Origin of the sequence: Dickeya lacustris, from assembly GCF_029635795.1 — a bacterium.
Taxonomy (GTDB): domain Bacteria; phylum Pseudomonadota; class Gammaproteobacteria; order Enterobacterales; family Enterobacteriaceae; genus Dickeya; species Dickeya lacustris.
The window spans coordinates 3,026,722-3,044,822 of record NZ_CP114280.1; the positions used below are offsets into that span (position 1 = coordinate 3,026,722).

Genomic DNA, 18,101 nt, shown 5'->3' on the forward strand with positions numbered 1-18,101 from the left:
TGAAAATTGAAACGACAGCATGTGTATGCGAATGCATGTGTTGTTCGAGTCTCTCAAAAACTTGCATCCCGAAACACTTTCGGGTTGTGAGGTTAAGCGACTAAGCGTACACGGTGGATGCCTAGGCAGTCAGAGGCGATGAAGGGCGTGCTAATCTGCGATAAGCGTCGGCAAGGTGATATGAACCGTTATACCCGACGATACCCGAATGGGGAAACCCAGTGTGTTTCGACACACTATCACACACTGAATTCATAGGTGTGTGAGGCGAACCGGGGGAACTGAAACATCTCAGTACCCCGAGGAAAAGAAATCAACCGAGATTCCCCAGTAGCGGCGAGCGAACGGGGAAGAGCCCAGAACCTGAATCGGCTTGTGTGTCAGTGGAAGCGTCTGGAAAGGCGCACGATACAGGGTGACAGTCCCGTACACGAAGATGCACAGGTCGTGAGTTCGATGAGTAGGGCGGGACACGTGGTATCCTGTCTGAATATGGGGGGACCATCCTCCAAGGCTAAATACTCCTGACTGACCGATAGTGAACCAGTACCGTGAGGGAAAGGCGAAAAGAACCCCGGCGAGGGGAGTGAAATAGAACCTGAAACCGTGTACGTACAAGCAGTGGGAGCCTTGATTTATCAGGGTGACTGCGTACCTTTTGTATAATGGGTCAGCGACTTATATTCTGTAGCAAGGTTAACCCATAGGGGAGCCGCAGGGAAACCGAGTCTTAACTGGGCGTTAAGTTGCAGGGTATAGACCCGAAACCCGGTGATCTAGCCATGGGCAGGTTGAAGGTTGGGTAACACTAACTGGAGGACCGAACCGACTAATGTTGAAAAATTAGCGGATGACTTGTGGCTGGGGGTGAAAGGCCAATCAAACCGGGAGATAGCTGGTTCTCCCCGAAAGCTATTTAGGTAGCGCCTCGTGAATTCATCTTCGGGGGTAGAGCACTGTTTCGGCTAGGGGGCCATCCCGGCTTACCAACCCGATGCAAACTGCGAATACCGAAGAATGTTATCACGGGAGACACACGGCGGGTGCTAACGTCCGTCGTGAAGAGGGAAACAACCCAGACCGCCAGCTAAGGTCCCAAAGTCATGGTTAAGTGGGAAACGATGTGGGAAGGCCCAGACAGCCAGGATGTTGGCTTAGAAGCAGCCATCATTTAAAGAAAGCGTAATAGCTCACTGGTCGAGTCGGCCTGCGCGGAAGATGTAACGGGGCTAAAACCATGCACCGAAGCTGCGGCAGCGACACTTATGTGTTGTTGGGTAGGGGAGCGTTCTGTAAGCCTGTGAAGGTGGCCTGTGAGGGCTGCTGGAGGTATCAGAAGTGCGAATGCTGACATAAGTAACGATAATGCGGGTGAAAAACCCGCACGCCGGAAGACCAAGGGTTCCTGTCCAACGTTAATCGGGGCAGGGTGAGTCGACCCCTAAGGCGAGGCTGAAAAGCGTAGTCGATGGGAAACAGGTTAATATTCCTGTACTTGGTGTTACTGCGAAGGGGGACGGAGAAGGCTATGTCATCCGGGCGACGGTTGTCCCGGTTTAAGCGTGCAGGTGGGTGGACCAGGCAAATCCGGTCTGCTGTTAACACTGAGGCGTAATGACGAGGTACTACGGTACTGAAGTGACAGATGCCCTGCTTCCAGGAAAAGCCTCTAAGCATCAGGTAACATTGAATCGTACCCCAAACCGACACAGGTGGTCAGGTAGAGAATACTCAGGCGCTTGAGAGAACTCGGGTGAAGGAACTAGGCAAAATGGTGCCGTAACTTCGGGGAGAAGGCACGCTCCTGTTGGTGAAGTCCCTTGCGGACGAAGCTGACGGGAGTCGCAGATACCAGCTGGCTGCAACTGTTTAATAAAAACACAGCACTGTGCAAACACGAAAGTGGACGTATACGGTGTGACGCCTGCCCGGTGCCGGAAGGTTAATTGATGGGGTCAGCCGCAAGGCGAAGCTCTTGATCGAAGCCCCGGTAAACGGCGGCCGTAACTATAACGGTCCTAAGGTAGCGAAATTCCTTGTCGGGTAAGTTCCGACCTGCACGAATGGCGTAATGATGGCCAGGCTGTCTCCACCCGAGACTCAGTGAAATTGAACTCGCTGTGAAGATGCAGTGTACCCGCGGCAAGACGGAAAGACCCCGTGAACCTTTACTATAGCTTGACACTGAACCTTGAGCCTTGATGTGTAGGATAGGTGGGAGGCTTTGAAGTGTGGACGCCAGTCTGCATGGAGCCAACCTTGAAATACCACCCTTTAATGTTTGATGTTCTAACGTGGGCCCCTAATCGGGGTTGCGGACAGTGTCTGGTGGGTAGTTTGTCACTGGGGCGGTCTCCTCCCAAAGAGTAACGGAGGAGCACGAAGGTTAGCTAATCCTGGTCGGACATCAGGAGGTTAGTGCAAAGGCATAAGCTAGCTTGACTGCGAGAGTGACGGCTCGAGCAGGTGCGAAAGCAGGTCTTAGTGATCCGGTGGTTCTGAATGGAAGGGCCATCGCTCAACGGATAAAAGGTACTCCGGGGATAACAGGCTGATACCGCCCAAGAGTTCATATCGACGGCGGTGTTTGGCACCTCGATGTCGGCTCATCACATCCTGGGGCTGAAGTAGGTCCCAAGGGTATGGCTGTTCGCCATTTAAAGTGGTACGCGAGCTGGGTTTAGAACGTCGTGAGACAGTTCGGTCCCTATCTGCCGTGGGCGTTGGAAGATTGAGGGGGGTTGCTCCTAGTACGAGAGGACCGGAGTGAACGCACCACTGGTGTTCGGGTTGTCATGCCAATGGCATTGCCCGGTAGCTACGTGCGGAAGAGATAACCGCTGAAAGCATCTAAGCGGGAAACTTGCCCCGAGATGAGTCTTCCCTGGGCCCTTGAGGCCCCTGAAGGGACGTTTAAGACGAAGACGTTGATAGGCTGGGTGTGTAAGCGCAGCGATGCGTTGAGCTAACCAGTACTAATGACCCGAGAGGCTTAACCTTACAACACCGAAGGTGTTTTGGTGAGAGACGCAGAGAATAGATTCAGCTTGTTCAGAGATTGGTTCGGGTGGTTATGTGGAAGCGAAAGCGGAGTATAACGGCCGGAATGAAAAGAATTTGCCTGGCGGCGATAGCGCGGTGGTCCCACCTGACCCCATGCCGAACTCAGAAGTGAAACGCCGTAGCGCCGATGGTAGTGTGGGGTCTCCCCATGCGAGAGTAGGGAACTGCCAGGCATTAAATAAGGCGAAGGGCCCGGTCGAAAGACCGGGCCTTTTGTTTTGGGTGCGGTTTAAGCGGGGGTGGGGCAATGGGGGCCCGGCACGTCGCATGCTGTGCCGTAACACACGGTCAGGCATGAAACCACGCGCCCTGTGCTGACACCCCGCCCGCTTGTCTCACCCGGTGCTATCGAAACACCAACCCATCATTGCTCAGAAGCAGATTGTTGGGAGACGCGAAGCTTGCCAGAGCCGCCCTTGACCTGCGCCTGAACCGCCATACCGTTTGTTAAAGCCGGTCTATTGGGTTTCAGACCGGCTTTTGTGTCACCCTTGCAGAAATCTTATCAATACGTCAGCATCACTACCCAGGCTTTTGCTCTTCTTGTCCATTTAGCTCGATTTTATGTATAACCATTTGAAGTATAAATAAATTTATGTCATTGGCTATTTATTTGGGCTTGATGGCAGCACCCCCCTTATTTGCCCAGCTATGCTTATCTTTAAATTGCATATTCAAAGTTGATTTTTGAATGAAAGATTTTCAACCTGGTGGGTTATGGCTCGACATTGTGTTTGAAAATCGCTATCTTTGGCTGCCTAGAAGGCTAAACGTATAAACGTATAAACGTATGTAATAAGGGGTGAGGTTATGCCGATCCGGGTTCCTGATGAGTTACCAGCGGTCAGTTTCTTGCGTTATGAAAATGTCTTTGTCATGACCTCTTCGCGCGCCAGAACGCAGGAAATTCGCCCGTTGAAGGTATTGGTGCTTAACCTGATGCCAAAGAAAATCGAGACGGAAAATCAGTTTTTGCGCCTGCTATCAAACTCTCCTTTGCAGATAGATATTCAGCTATTGCGCATCGATAGTCGCGAGTCCAAGAATACCCCAACGGAGCATCTCAATAATTTTTATTGTGATTTTGAAGATATTGAGCATGAAAATTTTGATGGTCTGATCGTAACCGGTGCCCCATTGGGATTGGTCGATTTCTGTGATGTGGTGTATTGGCCACAGATAGAGCGCATCGTCAGTTGGGCTAAAGAGCATGTTACCTCCACCCTGTTTGTCTGCTGGGCGGTTCAGGCGGCGCTCAATGTGCTTTACGGTATTCCAAAATTGACGCGAGAGGTGAAACTGTCAGGGGTTTACTCTCATCATACTTTGCAGCCTCATGCATTGTTGACGCGTGGTTTTGATGAAACCTTTCTGGCTCCCCACTCCCGCTATGCTGATTTTCCTTGTGATGTGATTCGCGAGCATACTGACTTAGAGATTCTGGCAGAGTCTGATGTGGCGGGGGCCTATCTGTTCGCCAGTAAGGATAAGCGCCTGGCGTTTGTGACCGGGCACCCTGAATATGATGCCTTGACGCTGGCTGGCGAATATTTCCGAGACAGCGATGCAGGGCTTGCGCCAGCGGTGCCGGAGAATTATTTTCCCCATAATGACCCTCAGCAAACACCTCGAGCCAGCTGGCGTAGCCATGGGCATTTACTGTTTGCTAATTGGCTGAATTATTACGTTTATCAGATAACACCGTTCGATTTGCGTCGAATGAATCCCACGTTGGATTAACCTCTTTCTCGTTTTTCCTCAAGGCACCCAAGGGTGCCTTTTCTTTTTATTTCAATGCATTAAATGTACGCCATTTTTACACGCGTCATTCCATCTTCTTTAGAAATGCCATCCTCTATTTCGTGTGACTTTTAATTCATTAAAATCAATTCATTAAGTTCATTTAAAATAAAAAATGGAAATAGTTTTTGATTTTAATTTTTGTTGCGTTAGGCTTGGTGCTGTTGGCTGAAAAATGTTCGAGTGTGGTACGTAAAGTATACGCTCATGAATGCGGTATGGGTTGAACAGGAATGACAACATGACGCAACAGACAGTAAGCACAGAATTACAGTTCATTACGCCATTTGGTGAGGCAGAGCGGCAGATTTTGACACCGGATGCCATCGCTTTTCTTACCGAATTGGTGGTGCGTTTTGCCCCTCAACAGCATCGCCTGCTGGACGCACGTAAATTGGTGCAGGCACGTATTGATACCGGAGAGCTGCCGGGTTTTATTTTGGAAAGTGATTCCATTAAAAATGATGACTGGAAAATTCGCGGTATTCCCGCCGATCTGGTCGATCGTCGTGTCGAAATTACCGGCCCGGTAGAGCGCAAAATGGTGATTAATGCGCTGAATGCCAACGTGAAAGTGTTCATGGCGGATTTTGAGGATTCACTGGCTCCCTCTTGGTCAAAAGTTATTGATGGGCAAGTGAATTTACGTGATGCGGTGCGCGGCACCATCAGCTATACCAGCGATACCGGTAAAATTTATCAACTGAATGCGAATCCGGCGGTGCTGATTTGCCGGGTACGCGGGCTGCACCTGCCGGAAAAGCACGTGCTGTGGCAAGAGCGCGCGGTTCCTGCCAGTTTGTTCGATTTTGCACTCTATTTTTTTCACAACTATCGCCCATTGCTGGCAAAAGGCAGCGGCCCCTATTTCTATTTGCCGAAAACCCAGTCATGGCAAGAGGCGGCCTGGTGGAGCGAGGTGTTTAGCTATACCGAGGCATATTTTAATTTGCCACGCGGCACCATCAAAGCGACGGTGCTGATAGAAACGTTACCTGCCGTTTTTCAGATGGACGAAATTCTCTATTACCTGCGCGATCACATTGTTGGGTTGAACTGCGGACGTTGGGATTACATTTTCAGTTATATCAAGACGTTGAAAAATCATCCCGATCGCGTATTGCCGGATCGCCAGTCAGTCACCATGGATAAGCCGTTTTTGAGTGCCTACTCACGTTTGCTGATTAAAACCTGCCACCGGCGTGGCGCATTGGCAATGGGGGGGATGGCGGCGTTTATTCCGAGTAAAGATGCCGAGCGCAATGGCTGGGTGCAGGAAAAGGTGCGTCAGGACAAGGAACTGGAAGCCCGCAACGGTCATGACGGCACCTGGATTGCCCATCCTGGTCTGGCCGACACGGTGATGCCGGTATTCAATCAATGGCTGGGCGAGCGTGCGAATCAGTTGGATGTGTTGCGTGAAGATGATGCTCCAGTGACCGCTGATGAACTGTTGGCCCCTTGCCCGGGCGAGCGCACTGAAACGGGAATGCGCGCCAATATTCGCGTGGCGGTGCAATACATCGAAGCCTGGATTTCCGGTAACGGCTGCGTGCCGATTTACGGGCTGATGGAAGATGCCGCCACGGCCGAAATCTCCCGTACCTCAATCTGGCAGTGGATTCGCCACGGTAAAACCCTGAGTGACGGGCGTGTTGTCACCAAGGTGCTGTTTCGCCAGATGTTAGCGCAAGAGATGCAGGTGATTCGCCGCGAGCTGGGCGATGCGCGTTTTGACGGCGGTCGCTTCGAGGAGGCAGGCCGTTTGATGGAGCAGATTACCACGCAGGATGCGTTAATCGACTTTCTCACCCTACCCGGTTACGACTTATTGGCTTAATCCTGTTTAATAAAAAGGAATCCCTATGAATATCTCTCGTACCCAACAAATCGAACAATTAGAACAGACATGGCGCGCCCCGCGCTGGGAGGGCATCACCAGGCCGTATCGTGCCGAGGATGTGGTAAACCTGCGCGGCTCGGTCAACCCGGCATGCACATTGGCGCAGCTTGGGGCCGAAAAACTGTGGGCATTATTAAACGGGGCCTCGCGTAAGGGGTACGTCAACTGCCTCGGCGCGCTGACCGGCGGGCAGGCGTTACAACAGGCGAAAGCCGGGCTGGAGGCGGTTTATCTTTCCGGCTGGCAGGTAGCGGCGGATGCTAACCTGGCGGCCAGTATGTACCCGGATCAATCGCTCTACCCGTCGAACTCGGTGCCTGCGGTGGTGCAGCGCATTAACAATACCTTCCGGCGGGCGGATCAGATCCAATGGTCGAATGGCATCGGGCCGGACGACCCGCGTTATACCGACTATTTTTTGCCGATTGTGGCGGATGCCGAAGCCGGTTTTGGCGGTGTACTCAATGCGTTTGAGCTGATGAAATCGATGATTGAGGCTGGTGCGGCGGCGGTGCATTTCGAAGACCAGCTCGCCTCGGTGAAGAAGTGTGGTCACATGGGCGGCAAGGTGTTGGTGCCGACGCAAGAAGCGGTGCAAAAACTGGTGGCGGCAAGGCTGGCAGCCGATGTCATGGGGGTGCCGACGCTGTTGGTCGCGCGAACCGATGCCGACGCCGCCGACCTGCTGACGTCTGATTGCGATGACTATGACCGTGATTTTGTTACCGGTGAGCGCACGGCGGAAGGCTTCTATCGAACCCGTGCTGGGGTAGATCAGGCCATCAGTCGAGGCCTGGCTTATGCGCCTTATGCCGATTTGGTGTGGTGTGAAACCTCAACGCCCGATCTGGCGTTAGCCCGACGTTTTGCCGAGGCCATTCACGCGCGTTTCCCCGGTAAGTTGCTGGCGTATAACTGCTCGCCATCCTTTAACTGGCAGAAGAATCTGGATGACAGCACCATTGCCCGCTTTCAGGATGAACTGTCGGCGATGGGCTACAAGTACCAGTTCATCACCCTGGCCGGTATTCACAGCATGTGGTTCAACATGTTCGACCTGGCGCATGCCTACGCACAGGGCGAGGGCATGAAACATTACGTTGAAAAAGTGCAGCAACCGGAGTTTGCCGCCATCAAAAACGGCTACACCTTCTCCTCGCACCAGCAGGAGGTGGGAACCGGGTATTTCGACAAAGTCACCACCCTGATTCAGGGCGGGTCATCATCGGTCACGGCGTTGACCGGTTCGACGGAAGAACAGCAGTTCTAAGATCAACACACTGCACCCTCGCGGCCAGCCTGATGCTGGCCGCGAGCCGTTTAATGGGTGATGACAGAAGGAGCGGTCGATGAACCGGGGTCGAGAGCAACTGGTGGCGCAGACCATTTTGCAGGGCTTTGATGCGCAATACGGGCGGTTTCTGGAAATTACCGCAGGCGCGCAGCAGCGTTTTGAGCAGGCGGACTGGCACGGCGTGCAGCAGGCGATGAAACAGCGCATTCAGCTTTATGACCACCATGTCGGGCTGGTGGTGGCGCAACTGGCGTGTATTAGCGAGCAGCGCTGTTATGACGCCGCATTCGTCGCGCGCGTAAAACAGCGGTATACCGCCTTGTTACCGGACTACCCCCGTTTTGAGATTGCCGAAAGCTTTTTCAACTCGGTGTATTGCCGGTTATTTCACCACCGCGAGCTGACGCCGGATAAGCTGTTTATTTTCAGCTCCCAGCCGCCACAGCCCGTTGGCGCAATGGTGCGCCCGCTGGCGCGTACCTATCACCCCCATCACGGCTGGCAGGCAATGCTGACGGGCGTATTGACGGCATTGCCGCTACGCCTGGAGTGGGAAAATCTGGCGCGTGATGTCGATTATATTCTGCGCTCGCTGGCTGAAACGTTTTCAAGCCCGGCGCTGGCGGCGGCTTCGCTTCAGGTGGCCAATGAGCTGTTTTACCGCAATAAAGCGGCATGGCTGGTGGGAAAACTGGTGTTGCCGCAGGGGATTTTCCCGTTTCTGCTGCCGATTCATCGCACGGAGCACGGCACGCTGTTTATCGATACCTGCTTAACTCACCCTGCCGATGCCAGCATCGTATTTGGGTTCGCGCGCTCTTATTTTATGGTTTACGCGCCGCTGCCCTGCGCGCTGGTGGCCTGGCTGCGCGATATTTTACCGGGTAAGACCACCGCCGAGCTGTATCTGGCGATTGGCTGCCAGAAGCACAGCAAAACCGAATATTACCGTGAGTACCTGAATTTTATTGCCCGCACCCGCGAGCAATTTGTCAGCGCGCCGGGTGTGAAAGGGATGGTGATGCTGGTGTTTACCCTGCCGGGTTTTGACCGGGTATTTAAAGTGATTAAGGATAACTTCGCGCCGCAAAAAGAGGTCAGTGAGGCGCGGGTGCGGGCCTGCTACCAACTGGTGAAAGAGCATGATCGCGTCGGTCGTATGGCCGATACGCAAGAATATGAAAACTTTGTGCTGGAAAAAGCGCGCATCAGCACCGCGTTGCTGGAAGAGCTGTGGCGCGAGGTGCCCGGCAAGCTTGATGACCTGGGCGATAGGCTGGTGATTCGTCATCTGTATATGGAACGGCGGATGACGCCGCTGAACCTCTATCTGGAGCAGGTGAGCGGGCAGGCGCTGCGCGATGTGATTGAGGAGTACGGCAATGCGATTCGCCAGATGGCGGCGGCCAATATTTTTCCCGGCGACATGCTGTTTAAAAACTTCGGCGTCACCCGCCATGGCCGGGTGGTGTTTTATGACTACGACGAAATCTGTTACATGACCGAGGTGAACTTCCGCGATCTGCCACCGCCGCGTGACATCGCCGATGAAATGGCCGCCGAACCCTGGTATAGCGTGGGGCCCAATGATGTCTTCCCACAGGAGTTTCGCCAGTTTTTGTGCAGTGACCCGAAGGTGCAGGCGCTGTTTGAGGCTCTGCACGGCGAGTTGTTCCAGGCCGATTACTGGCGGGGGTTACAGCAGCGTATTCGCGCCGGTCATATCGACGATGTCTATGCGTACCGGCGCAGAAAACGCTTTTGTCAGCGCTATGCTGACTCAATCAACGTTACTGAATTAATCAACGTGAAACACGGCTGACAGCCGTTGAGCGCGTGCCGCCATTCAGCGCGTACCACCGTATTGATAGGTAATACTTTTTGCCGCTTTGATAACCAGCGCGCCCAGCTCGGTGAGGCGATCATCCGTCATGCGTGACACCGGGCCTGAAATAGAGATGGCGGCGAAGGCTTCGTGATGCTCATCCAGAATACAGGCGGCCACGCAGCGCAGGCCCAGCGCGTGCTCTTCGTCATCCAGCGCGTAGCCTTGACGCCGAATCACCGCCAGATTGTCTTTGAGCGTCTGCGCCCCCAGCGTGTGGGTGGTGTAACTGTGCAGCCCTTTGCGGTGCAGCAACTGAGCGATTTTTTCTTCCGGCAACTGCGCCAGAAACGCTTTGCCCGCGCCGGAGGCATGCATCGGCAATTTGCCGCCGATGGGCGCGGACATACGCATTAATGCTCTGCACTGCACCTGGTCGATAATAATCGCCTGATGATCGGTGGCATCCAGTACCGCGAGGTTGACCGTTTCGCCGGAGTCTTCCATCAATTGGCGCAGCATCGGGTGTACCAGCGTGAGCAGGTTGCGGCTTTGCAAAAAACTGCTGCCGACAATGAACGCCTGCGTGCCGATAGTCCATAACCCCAGGTCTCCCACCTGACGTACAAACCCCTGTTGCTGCATGGTGGTCAACAACCGGTGGGTCGTCGAGTTGGGTAGCCCCGCCTGCTGTGCCAAATCCGTTAAAGCGATGCTGCCGTTGGCGCGGGCGATGTACTCCAGCAATGTCAGGCCCCGCGTCAGTGATTGCACTTGTCCGGCGGGCTGAACAGGCACAGTGGCACTGGCGGCCCGGGGTTTTTTGCCACGTTTGGCGGGTTCGGAAGCAGTCATGCAGAGGAGTCCTTTTTCATATCATGGAATCGATTTTCGTTTTTTCAGTACAGAATGCAACCTTCTTTTCACCGAGGATTGCCGCGCGTTTCTCAACAACGTAGGGCGCGGGCGTGGCTATCTCTTATGCTAGGATAAAGGCTCGCACAGACGACAGGTAAATAACGAGAACAAGATAATGGCAAATCGGTTACAGGCATTACAGCAGCAGCTGGCGCAGCGCATTATGATTCTGGACGGTGGCATGGGGACGATGATCCAAAGCTACCGTTTACAAGAAGAAGACTACCGGGGTGAACGCTTTGCCGACTGGCCGAGTGACCTGAAAGGCAATAATGACCTGCTGGTGCTGAGTAAACCGGAGGTGATAACCGCCATTCATCATGACTATCTGGCCGCTGGTGCCGACATTCTGGAAACCAACACGTTTAACGCCACCCGCATTGCGATGGCGGATTATCAGATGGAGGCGCTCTCGGCGGAAATTAACACCGTTGCTGCCCGGCTGGCGCGCGCCTGCGCCGATGAGTGGACGGCGCGCACGCCAGAGCGCCCGCGTTATGTGGCAGGCGTGCTGGGGCCGACCAACCGCACGGCCTCGATTTCACCCGATGTGAATGACCCGGCGTACCGTAACGTCAGCTTTGATCAACTGGTAGACGCCTACCGCGAATCGACCCGCGCATTAATTGAAGGTGGCGTCGATATCATTTTGATTGAAACCGTCTTTGACACGTTAAACGCGAAAGCGGCCGTGTTTGCGGTGGAAACCGAATTCGAGGCGTTGGGCGTCACATTGCCGGTAATGATTTCCGGCACCATTACCGACGCCTCTGGCCGTACCCTGTCCGGCCAGACCACCGAAGCCTTTTATAACTCGCTGCGCCACGCCCGGCCGCTGTCGTTTGGCCTGAACTGTGCATTGGGGCCGGATGAGCTGCGCCAGTACGTGGCGGAGCTGTCGCGCATTGCCGAGTGTTATGTCACCGCGCACCCGAACGCTGGCTTGCCGAACGCCTTTGGCGAGTACGATCTGGATGCCGAAGAGATGGCGCGCCAGATAGGGGAATGGGCGCAATCCGGCTTCCTGAATATTATCGGTGGCTGTTGCGGCACCACGCCTGAGCACATCGCCGCGATGGTGAAAGCGGTCGAGGGTGTGGCTCCGCGCGCCTTGCCTGCGCTGCCAGTGGCCTGCCGCCTTTCCGGGCTGGAGCCGCTCAATATTGGCAGCGACACGCTGTTTGTGAACGTCGGTGAACGTACCAACGTTACCGGTTCGGCCAAATTCAAGCGCCTTATCAAAGAAGAAAAATATAACGAAGCGCTGGATGTGGCGCGCCAGCAGGTGGAAAGCGGCGCGCAGATTATCGACATCAACATGGACGAAGGGATGCTCAATGCGCAGGAAGCGATGGTGCGCTTTCTGAACTTGATTGCCGGTGAGCCAGACATTGCCCGCGTGCCCATTATGATTGACTCCTCGAAGTGGGACGTGGTGGAGGCCGGGCTGAAATGTATTCAGGGCAAAGGGATTGTTAACTCGATTTCGATGAAAGAGGGCGTGGACGCCTTTGTGCATCACGCCCGGCTGGTCAGGCGTTACGGTGCTGCCGTGGTGGTGATGGCGTTTGACGAGGTCGGCCAGGCCGATACCCGCGCGCGCAAAATCGAGATTTGCCGCCGCGCCTACCAGATCCTGACCGAAGAGGTCGGTTTCCCGCCGGAAGACATCATTTTCGACCCGAACATTTTTGCCGTCGCGACCGGTATCGAAGAGCACAACAACTACGCGGTGGACTTCATTGAAGCCTGTGCTGACATCAAAGCCCAACTGCCGCATGCGATGATTTCCGGCGGCGTGTCTAACGTGTCGTTCTCGTTTCGCGGCAACGAACCGGTGCGTGAGGCGATTCACGCCGTGTTCCTGTATTACGCCATTCGCAACGGCATGGACATGGGCATCGTCAACGCCGGTCAGTTGGCTATTTACGACGACTTGCCCGCTGAACTGCGTGACGCCGTCGAAGACGTGATTCTCAACCGGCGTGACGACGGCACCGAGCGCTTGCTGGCGATGGCCGAAAAATACCGTGGCACCAAGTCGGATGACGACAGCAATAAAGGCGAAGCCGAGTGGCGCGGCTGGCCGGTGAGAAAACGGCTGGAATATGCGTTGGTGAAAGGGATTACCGAATTCATCGAGCAGGACACCGAGGAAGCGCGCGCGCAGTCAACCCGGCCCATCGAGGTGATTGAAGGCCCGCTGATGGACGGCATGAATGTGGTCGGCGACCTGTTCGGCGCGGGGAAAATGTTCCTGCCGCAGGTGGTGAAATCCGCGCGTGTGATGAAGCAGGCGGTGGCCTATCTGGAGCCGTTTATTCAGGCCAGCAAGGAGGCAGGCAGCAGCGCCGGTAAAATCTTGCTGGCGACGGTGAAAGGCGATGTTCACGACATCGGCAAGAACATCGTCGGCGTGGTGTTGCAGTGCAACAACTACGAAATCATCGATTTGGGCGTGATGGTACCGGCTGACAAAATCCTTAAGACGGCGCGTGAAGAAAACGTCGATATTATCGGCCTGTCGGGGTTGATCACCCCGTCGCTGGACGAAATGGTCAACGTTGCCAAAGAGATGGAGCGCCAGGGCTTTACGTTGCCGTTGCTGATTGGCGGGGCGACCACCTCCAAGGCGCACACGGCGGTGAAAATCGAGCAGAACTACAGTGGCCCGACGGTGTATGTGCAAAATGCCTCACGTTCGGTCAGCGTGGTGTCGGCGCTGCTCTCGGATACGCAACACGACGATTTTGTGGCGCGCATTCGCAAAGAGTATGAAACGGTGCGCATCCAGCACGCCCGTAAAAAACCGCGCACGCCGCCGGTGTCGCTTACGGTGGCGCGCAATAACGCCATGCCGATTGACTGGGAGACGCTACACACCGCCGGTGGCGCACCGCTTGGGCGTACAGCCGGTTTTCGCCAGCATCGAGACATTACGCCACTATATCGACTGGACTCCATTCTTCATGACCTGGTCGCTGGCGGGCAAATATCCGCAGATCCTGACCGATGAGGTGGTGGGCGAAGAGGCGCAACGCCTGTTTGCCGATGCCAATGCCATGCTCGATAGCCTGGCTGCCAGCGGCGCATTAAACCCGCGCGGGGTCGTGGGCCTGTTCCCGGCTAACCGGGTGGGGGATGACATTGAAATCTATACCGACGAGCGGCGTACCGAGGTGCTGGCCGTCAGCCATCAGTTACGCCAGCAAACCGAAAAAACCGATTTCCCGAATTACTGTCTGGCGGATTTTGTTGCACCGCTATCCAGCGGCAAACCTGACTATTTGGGGGCATTTGCCGTGACCGGCGGGCTTGAAGAAGACGCGCTGGCGGCACAGTGGGAAGCCCAACACGACGATTACAACAAAATCATGCTCAAGGCGCTGGCTGACCGGCTGGCAGAGGCCTTCGCCGAGTACCTGCACGAGCGGGTGCGCAAGGTCTACTGGGGCTATGCGCCGAACGAGAACCTCGGTAATGAGGAGCTTATCCGTGAAAATTATCAGGGGATTCGTCCGGCACCGGGCTACCCCGCCTGCCCGGAGCACACCGAAAAGGCGACTATCTGGCAATTGCTGGATGTGGACAACACCGTTGGCATGAAACTCACCGAGTCTTATGCCATGTGGCCGGGGGCGTCGGTATCGGGCTGGTATTTCAGCCACCCGGACAGCAAGTATTTCGCCGTGGCGCAAATCCAGCGCGATCAGGTTGAAGACTACGCGGCCCGCAAGCAGATGCCGGTCGAGGAGGTTGAACGCTGGCTGGCACCGAATCTGGGCTATGATGCAGATTGAGTCATGAGAGACTAAAAAAAACAGGCCGAGATAAACCGGCCTGTTTCATTTAGCGTTGCGGATACTGATTCGTTTAGTACAGTCCAATCACTTTCCACCACAGCAACCCGGCAGACATAAAAATCGCCTGATTAATTAAACTAATCACAAACCCGGTGCGCCACCACACGGCGGTGGGGACGTAGCCTGCGCCAAACAAAATCGGCCCTCTGGCGTGGGTATATTGGGTGAGTGAGCAGTACAGGCTGCTGGTGAACGCCAGCATCAGCGCCATCGGTGCGGCGGGGATTTGCAAATGAATACCCACGCCAAGGAAAACGGCATACAGTGCGGCGATTTGGGCGTTGCCGCTGGCAAAAAAGTAGTGCGTGTAGAAGTAGGCGGCATTGAGCAGCAACAGTACCAGCACCCAACTGGTGCCTTGCATCATGTGGCCGATGTTGTTGCCGATAAGATCGCCAAACCACGTCGTGAAACCCAGTTTTTTCAACTGGTTTGCCATCATCAGCAGTGCGGCGAACCAAATCAGCGTATCCCACGCGCCTTTCTCACCTTTGATATCCTCCCAGCTTAATACGCCGCTCAGTAGCAGCAGCGAAAGGCCGACGAAGGAGGCGGTGGTCGCATCAACACCCAGCGTGTCACCGAAAATCCACAGCACCAACAAGATGAGCACCGTTGCAGCCATCAGCCACTCGCCGCGCGTCATCCTGCCCATTTTGTTCAGCTCGTCAATCGCTATTCTCGGCGCATCCGGCGTGTGGCGAACTTCCGGTTTAACCAGCACATAGACGCACAGCGGTACCAGCAGCAGGGAAATCACGCACGGCACGACGGCGGCGACAAACCAGCTTCCCCAGGTGATGGTGACGCCCGCATTGGCCGCCAGTTTTACTGCCAGCAAATTGCCGGTATAACCAGTCATAAACAGCGCCGCAGTCACGTCGTTAACGTTGCCGATACAGGTCACTAAGAAGGTGCCGATTTTGCTGCGCGATGCATCTTCCGGTCTGGAATCGAAGCTGCGCGCCAGTGAATCGGCAATCGGGTAAATGACCCCGCCACAGCGTGCGGTGTTACTGGGCATGGCCGGGGAGAGTACCAAATCGGCGAACGCCAGCCCGTAAGCCAGCCCTAGCGTGCGTTTACCGAGCATTCTTATCATTTGCAGTGCGATACGACGGCCCAACCCGGTTTTGATAAAACCCCGGGCAATCATAAATGCCACGACAATCAGCCAGATAAGCGAGCTGTTTAGGTCGCTCAGAGCGGTCAGGATCGCGGCATTGGCGTTTGTATCACCGGCGGCGTAGGTCAGTGCAAACAGCGTAATGCTGATAATCCCGATCGCCCCGATGGGTAACACATTGGCCACAATACTGACGATAGTCGCAACGAATAACACCGCAGAGTGCCAGGCTGCGGGTTTCAGGCCAACGGGTGGGGTGAGCTGCCAGAAAAAGGCGGCGATAGCCACGATGATGATCAGCGCCAGCCAATTCAATCCATACGCGGTTTTGGTCTTCATCTGTATTTCCTTGCAATGGAATCAAAGAGAGAGTCATCGGGAGCGCGTGAGGCGACCGTTGAGAAAAGCATAACGCTGGGCAAATGGATGATGGGAGAAATGTGTTTGGTTATTGATTTAGAGCGTGATTTTAAAAAATTTCCCCGCATTTCCACCCATGGAGCCAGGCAGGAACAGGTAAAATGGGGGCTATTTTAACCCGCGACGGGCGATGGCCAGGAGGCTGACCCGCTGCGGTGATTCACCCGGTGATACCGGCGTACCGGCGATATGATGACGTGCTTTTGATAAGGGATAGGGGGTGTTGTGTTAACGCTGCTGCATTTGTTGTCTGCTATCGCATTGCTGGTTTGGGGCACACATATTGTGCGAACCGGGATTATGCGCGTCTATGGTGCCCGGTTACGGCATACCCTCAGTGACAGCGTCAAACGTAAACCGTTGGCTTTTCTGGCTGGAATCGGCGTGACTGCGCTGGTGCAAAGCAGTAACGCCACGACGTTGCTGACCACCTCTTTTGTCGCGCAAGGGTTGATTGCGCTCTCGCCCGCGTTGGTGATTATTCTGGGCGCGGATGTCGGCACGGCGCTGATGGTGCGGGTGCTGACTTTCGACCTCTCCTGGCTGTCGCCGTTGCTGATTTTCTTTGGCGTGGTGTTCTTTTTAACACGTAAGCAGACCCGTGCCGGGCAACTGGGCCGCGTTGGTATCGGCCTTGGCTTGATTCTGCTGGCGCTGGAGCTGATTGTGCAATCCGCCACCCCGATTACGCAAACCACCGGGGTAAAAGTGCTGTTCTCTTCACTGACCGGCGACGTGATGCTGGATGCGCTGGTAGGCGCCATATTTGCCATCGTCAGTTATTCCAGCCTGGCGGCCGTATTACTGACGGCCACGCTTACCGCCAGCCACGTTATCTCGCTGGATGTCGCGTTGTGCCTGGTGATCGGCGCTAATTTGGGCAGCGGTATTTTGGCGCTCGCTAACACCAGCGCGCAGGGGCAGGCGGCAAGACAGGTGGCGCTTGGCAGCATGTTCTTCAAATTAATCGGTTGTCTGCCCGCGTTGCCTGCGATTGGTTATTTGGCGCAGGGCATGGCGGCCGTGCCATTGCCGGACGAGGAGCGGGTTATCTATTTTCACCTGATTTACAATCTGGTGCGCTGTGTGTTGTTACTGCCTTTTACTGGCCGAATGGCTGAACTGTGCTGCAACCTTGTGCGGGCTGAACCTGAGCTTGACCCGCGTTTGCGTCCACGCCATTTGGATGTGAGTGCGCTGGATACCCCGACGCTGGCGCTGGCGAATGCGGCGCGTGAGACATTGCGTATCGGCGATGTGATAGAGCAGATGCTGAAGATGTTTCAGGATGTCTTGCAAGGTAACACCCAGCAAGCGCGTGAGATTCGAAAACTTGATGACGATGTGGATGTGCTCTATAACGCCATCAAGCTTTATCTGGCGCAGATTGAGAAAGCCGGTTTGCATGAGCGGGATTCCCAGCGTTGGGCGGAAGTGATTGAAATGGCGCTGAGTCTTGAGCAAGCTGGCGATATTATCGAGCGAGTGGTCTGCGATCTTGACGATCAGGCGCCGAATGGATTGCGCGGCTTTTCAGCACAAGGGCTGAATGAACTGAATGCGCTTTATGATTTGCTGATGAATAACCTGCGCTTGGGGATGTCGGTGTTTCTCTCCTCTGATGTCACTAGCGCGAAGCGCCTGCGCCGAGCCAAACACCGCTTTCGCATTCTCAACCGGCGTTACTCCCACGCGCATGTGGACAGATTGCATCAACAGAATGTGCAAAGTCTGGAAACCAGCTCCCTGCACCTCGGTTTGCTGGGGGACATGAACCGGCTTAATTCGCTGTTCTGTTCGGTCGCCTATAACGTGCTGATGGTGACGGAAGAAGAGGATGATGGGCGTGAAGAGTCTGTTGCGCCAATGTGAGGTTCGATAATGTGAGG

7 protein-coding genes, 2 rRNA genes and 1 pseudogene are annotated in these 18,101 nt (G+C 54.8%); 8 read left to right on the top strand and 2 right to left on the bottom strand.

Features of this window, described 5'->3' with window-relative positions; all coding sequences use genetic code 11:
* Nucleotides 1-90 precede the first annotated feature (90 nt).
* From O1Q98_RS13825 to aceK, 6 genes are all read left to right on the top strand, one after another.
* A 23S ribosomal RNA gene (locus O1Q98_RS13825) occupies nucleotides 91-3,000 on the top strand.
* A gap of 120 nt (nucleotides 3,001-3,120) precedes the next feature.
* Nucleotides 3,121-3,236: ribosomal RNA gene (gene rrf, locus O1Q98_RS13830) — 5S ribosomal RNA — on the top strand.
* 637 nt (nucleotides 3,237-3,873) lie between these two features.
* Complete coding sequence (gene metA, locus O1Q98_RS13835; RefSeq protein ID WP_125260801.1) at nucleotides 3,874-4,803, top strand: homoserine O-acetyltransferase MetA; 930 nt, start codon at nucleotides 3,874-3,876, stop codon at nucleotides 4,801-4,803.
* A gap of 301 nt (nucleotides 4,804-5,104) precedes the next feature.
* Nucleotides 5,105-6,703, top strand: coding sequence for a malate synthase A (gene aceB / locus O1Q98_RS13840; protein WP_125260800.1), 1,599 nt, complete (start codon nucleotides 5,105-5,107; stop codon nucleotides 6,701-6,703).
* 25 nt (nucleotides 6,704-6,728) lie between these two features.
* Complete coding sequence (gene aceA, locus O1Q98_RS13845; protein WP_125260799.1) at nucleotides 6,729-8,036, top strand: isocitrate lyase; 1,308 nt, start codon at nucleotides 6,729-6,731, stop codon at nucleotides 8,034-8,036.
* Between the two features lie 79 nt (nucleotides 8,037-8,115).
* Nucleotides 8,116-9,882, top strand: coding sequence for a bifunctional isocitrate dehydrogenase kinase/phosphatase (gene aceK, locus O1Q98_RS13850; protein ID WP_125260798.1), 1,767 nt, complete (start codon nucleotides 8,116-8,118; stop codon nucleotides 9,880-9,882).
* A gap of 24 nt (nucleotides 9,883-9,906) precedes the next feature.
* Here the strand turns inward: aceK and iclR are convergent, their stop codons facing one another.
* Nucleotides 9,907-10,740 (bottom strand): glyoxylate bypass operon transcriptional repressor IclR, encoded by an 834-nt coding sequence (iclR, locus tag O1Q98_RS13855; RefSeq protein ID WP_125260797.1) that lies wholly within the window; start codon nucleotides 10,738-10,740, stop codon nucleotides 9,907-9,909.
* Between the two features lie 178 nt (nucleotides 10,741-10,918).
* Between iclR and metH the strand changes: the two are divergent.
* Nucleotides 10,919-14,603 (top strand): annotated as a pseudogene (gene metH, locus O1Q98_RS13860) (methionine synthase).
* A 73-nt stretch (nucleotides 14,604-14,676) separates the two neighbouring features.
* Here the strand turns inward: metH and O1Q98_RS13865 are convergent.
* The gene (locus O1Q98_RS13865) at nucleotides 14,677-16,131 is read right to left on the bottom strand and encodes a DASS family sodium-coupled anion symporter (protein WP_125260795.1); all 1,455 of its coding nucleotides are present in this window, start codon (nucleotides 16,129-16,131) and stop codon (nucleotides 14,677-14,679) included.
* Nucleotides 16,132-16,437: 306 nt separating this feature from the next.
* Between O1Q98_RS13865 and O1Q98_RS13870 the strand changes: the two genes are divergently transcribed.
* A complete protein-coding gene (locus O1Q98_RS13870) occupies nucleotides 16,438-18,084 on the top strand; it encodes a Na/Pi cotransporter family protein (RefSeq protein ID WP_125260794.1) in 1,647 nt (548 codons plus the stop codon).
* The last annotated feature ends 17 nt before the right edge of the window (nucleotides 18,085-18,101 follow it).

Bases quoted from the DNA above. Each gene is read 5' to 3' on its own strand.
- metA (WP_125260801.1), top strand. From the start codon at position 3,874: ATGCCGATCCGGGTTCCTGATGAGTTACCAGCGGTCAGTTTCTTGCGT.
- aceB (WP_125260800.1), top strand. From the start codon at position 5,105: ATGACGCAACAGACAGTAAGCACAGAATTACAGTTCATTACGCCATTT.
- aceA (WP_125260799.1), top strand. From the start codon at position 6,729: ATGAATATCTCTCGTACCCAACAAATCGAACAATTAGAACAGACATGG.
- aceK (WP_125260798.1), top strand. From the start codon at position 8,116: ATGAACCGGGGTCGAGAGCAACTGGTGGCGCAGACCATTTTGCAGGGC.
- iclR (WP_125260797.1), bottom strand. From the start codon at position 10,740: ATGACTGCTTCCGAACCCGCCAAACGTGGCAAAAAACCCCGGGCCGCC.
- O1Q98_RS13865 (WP_125260795.1), bottom strand. From the start codon at position 16,131: ATGAAGACCAAAACCGCGTATGGATTGAATTGGCTGGCGCTGATCATC.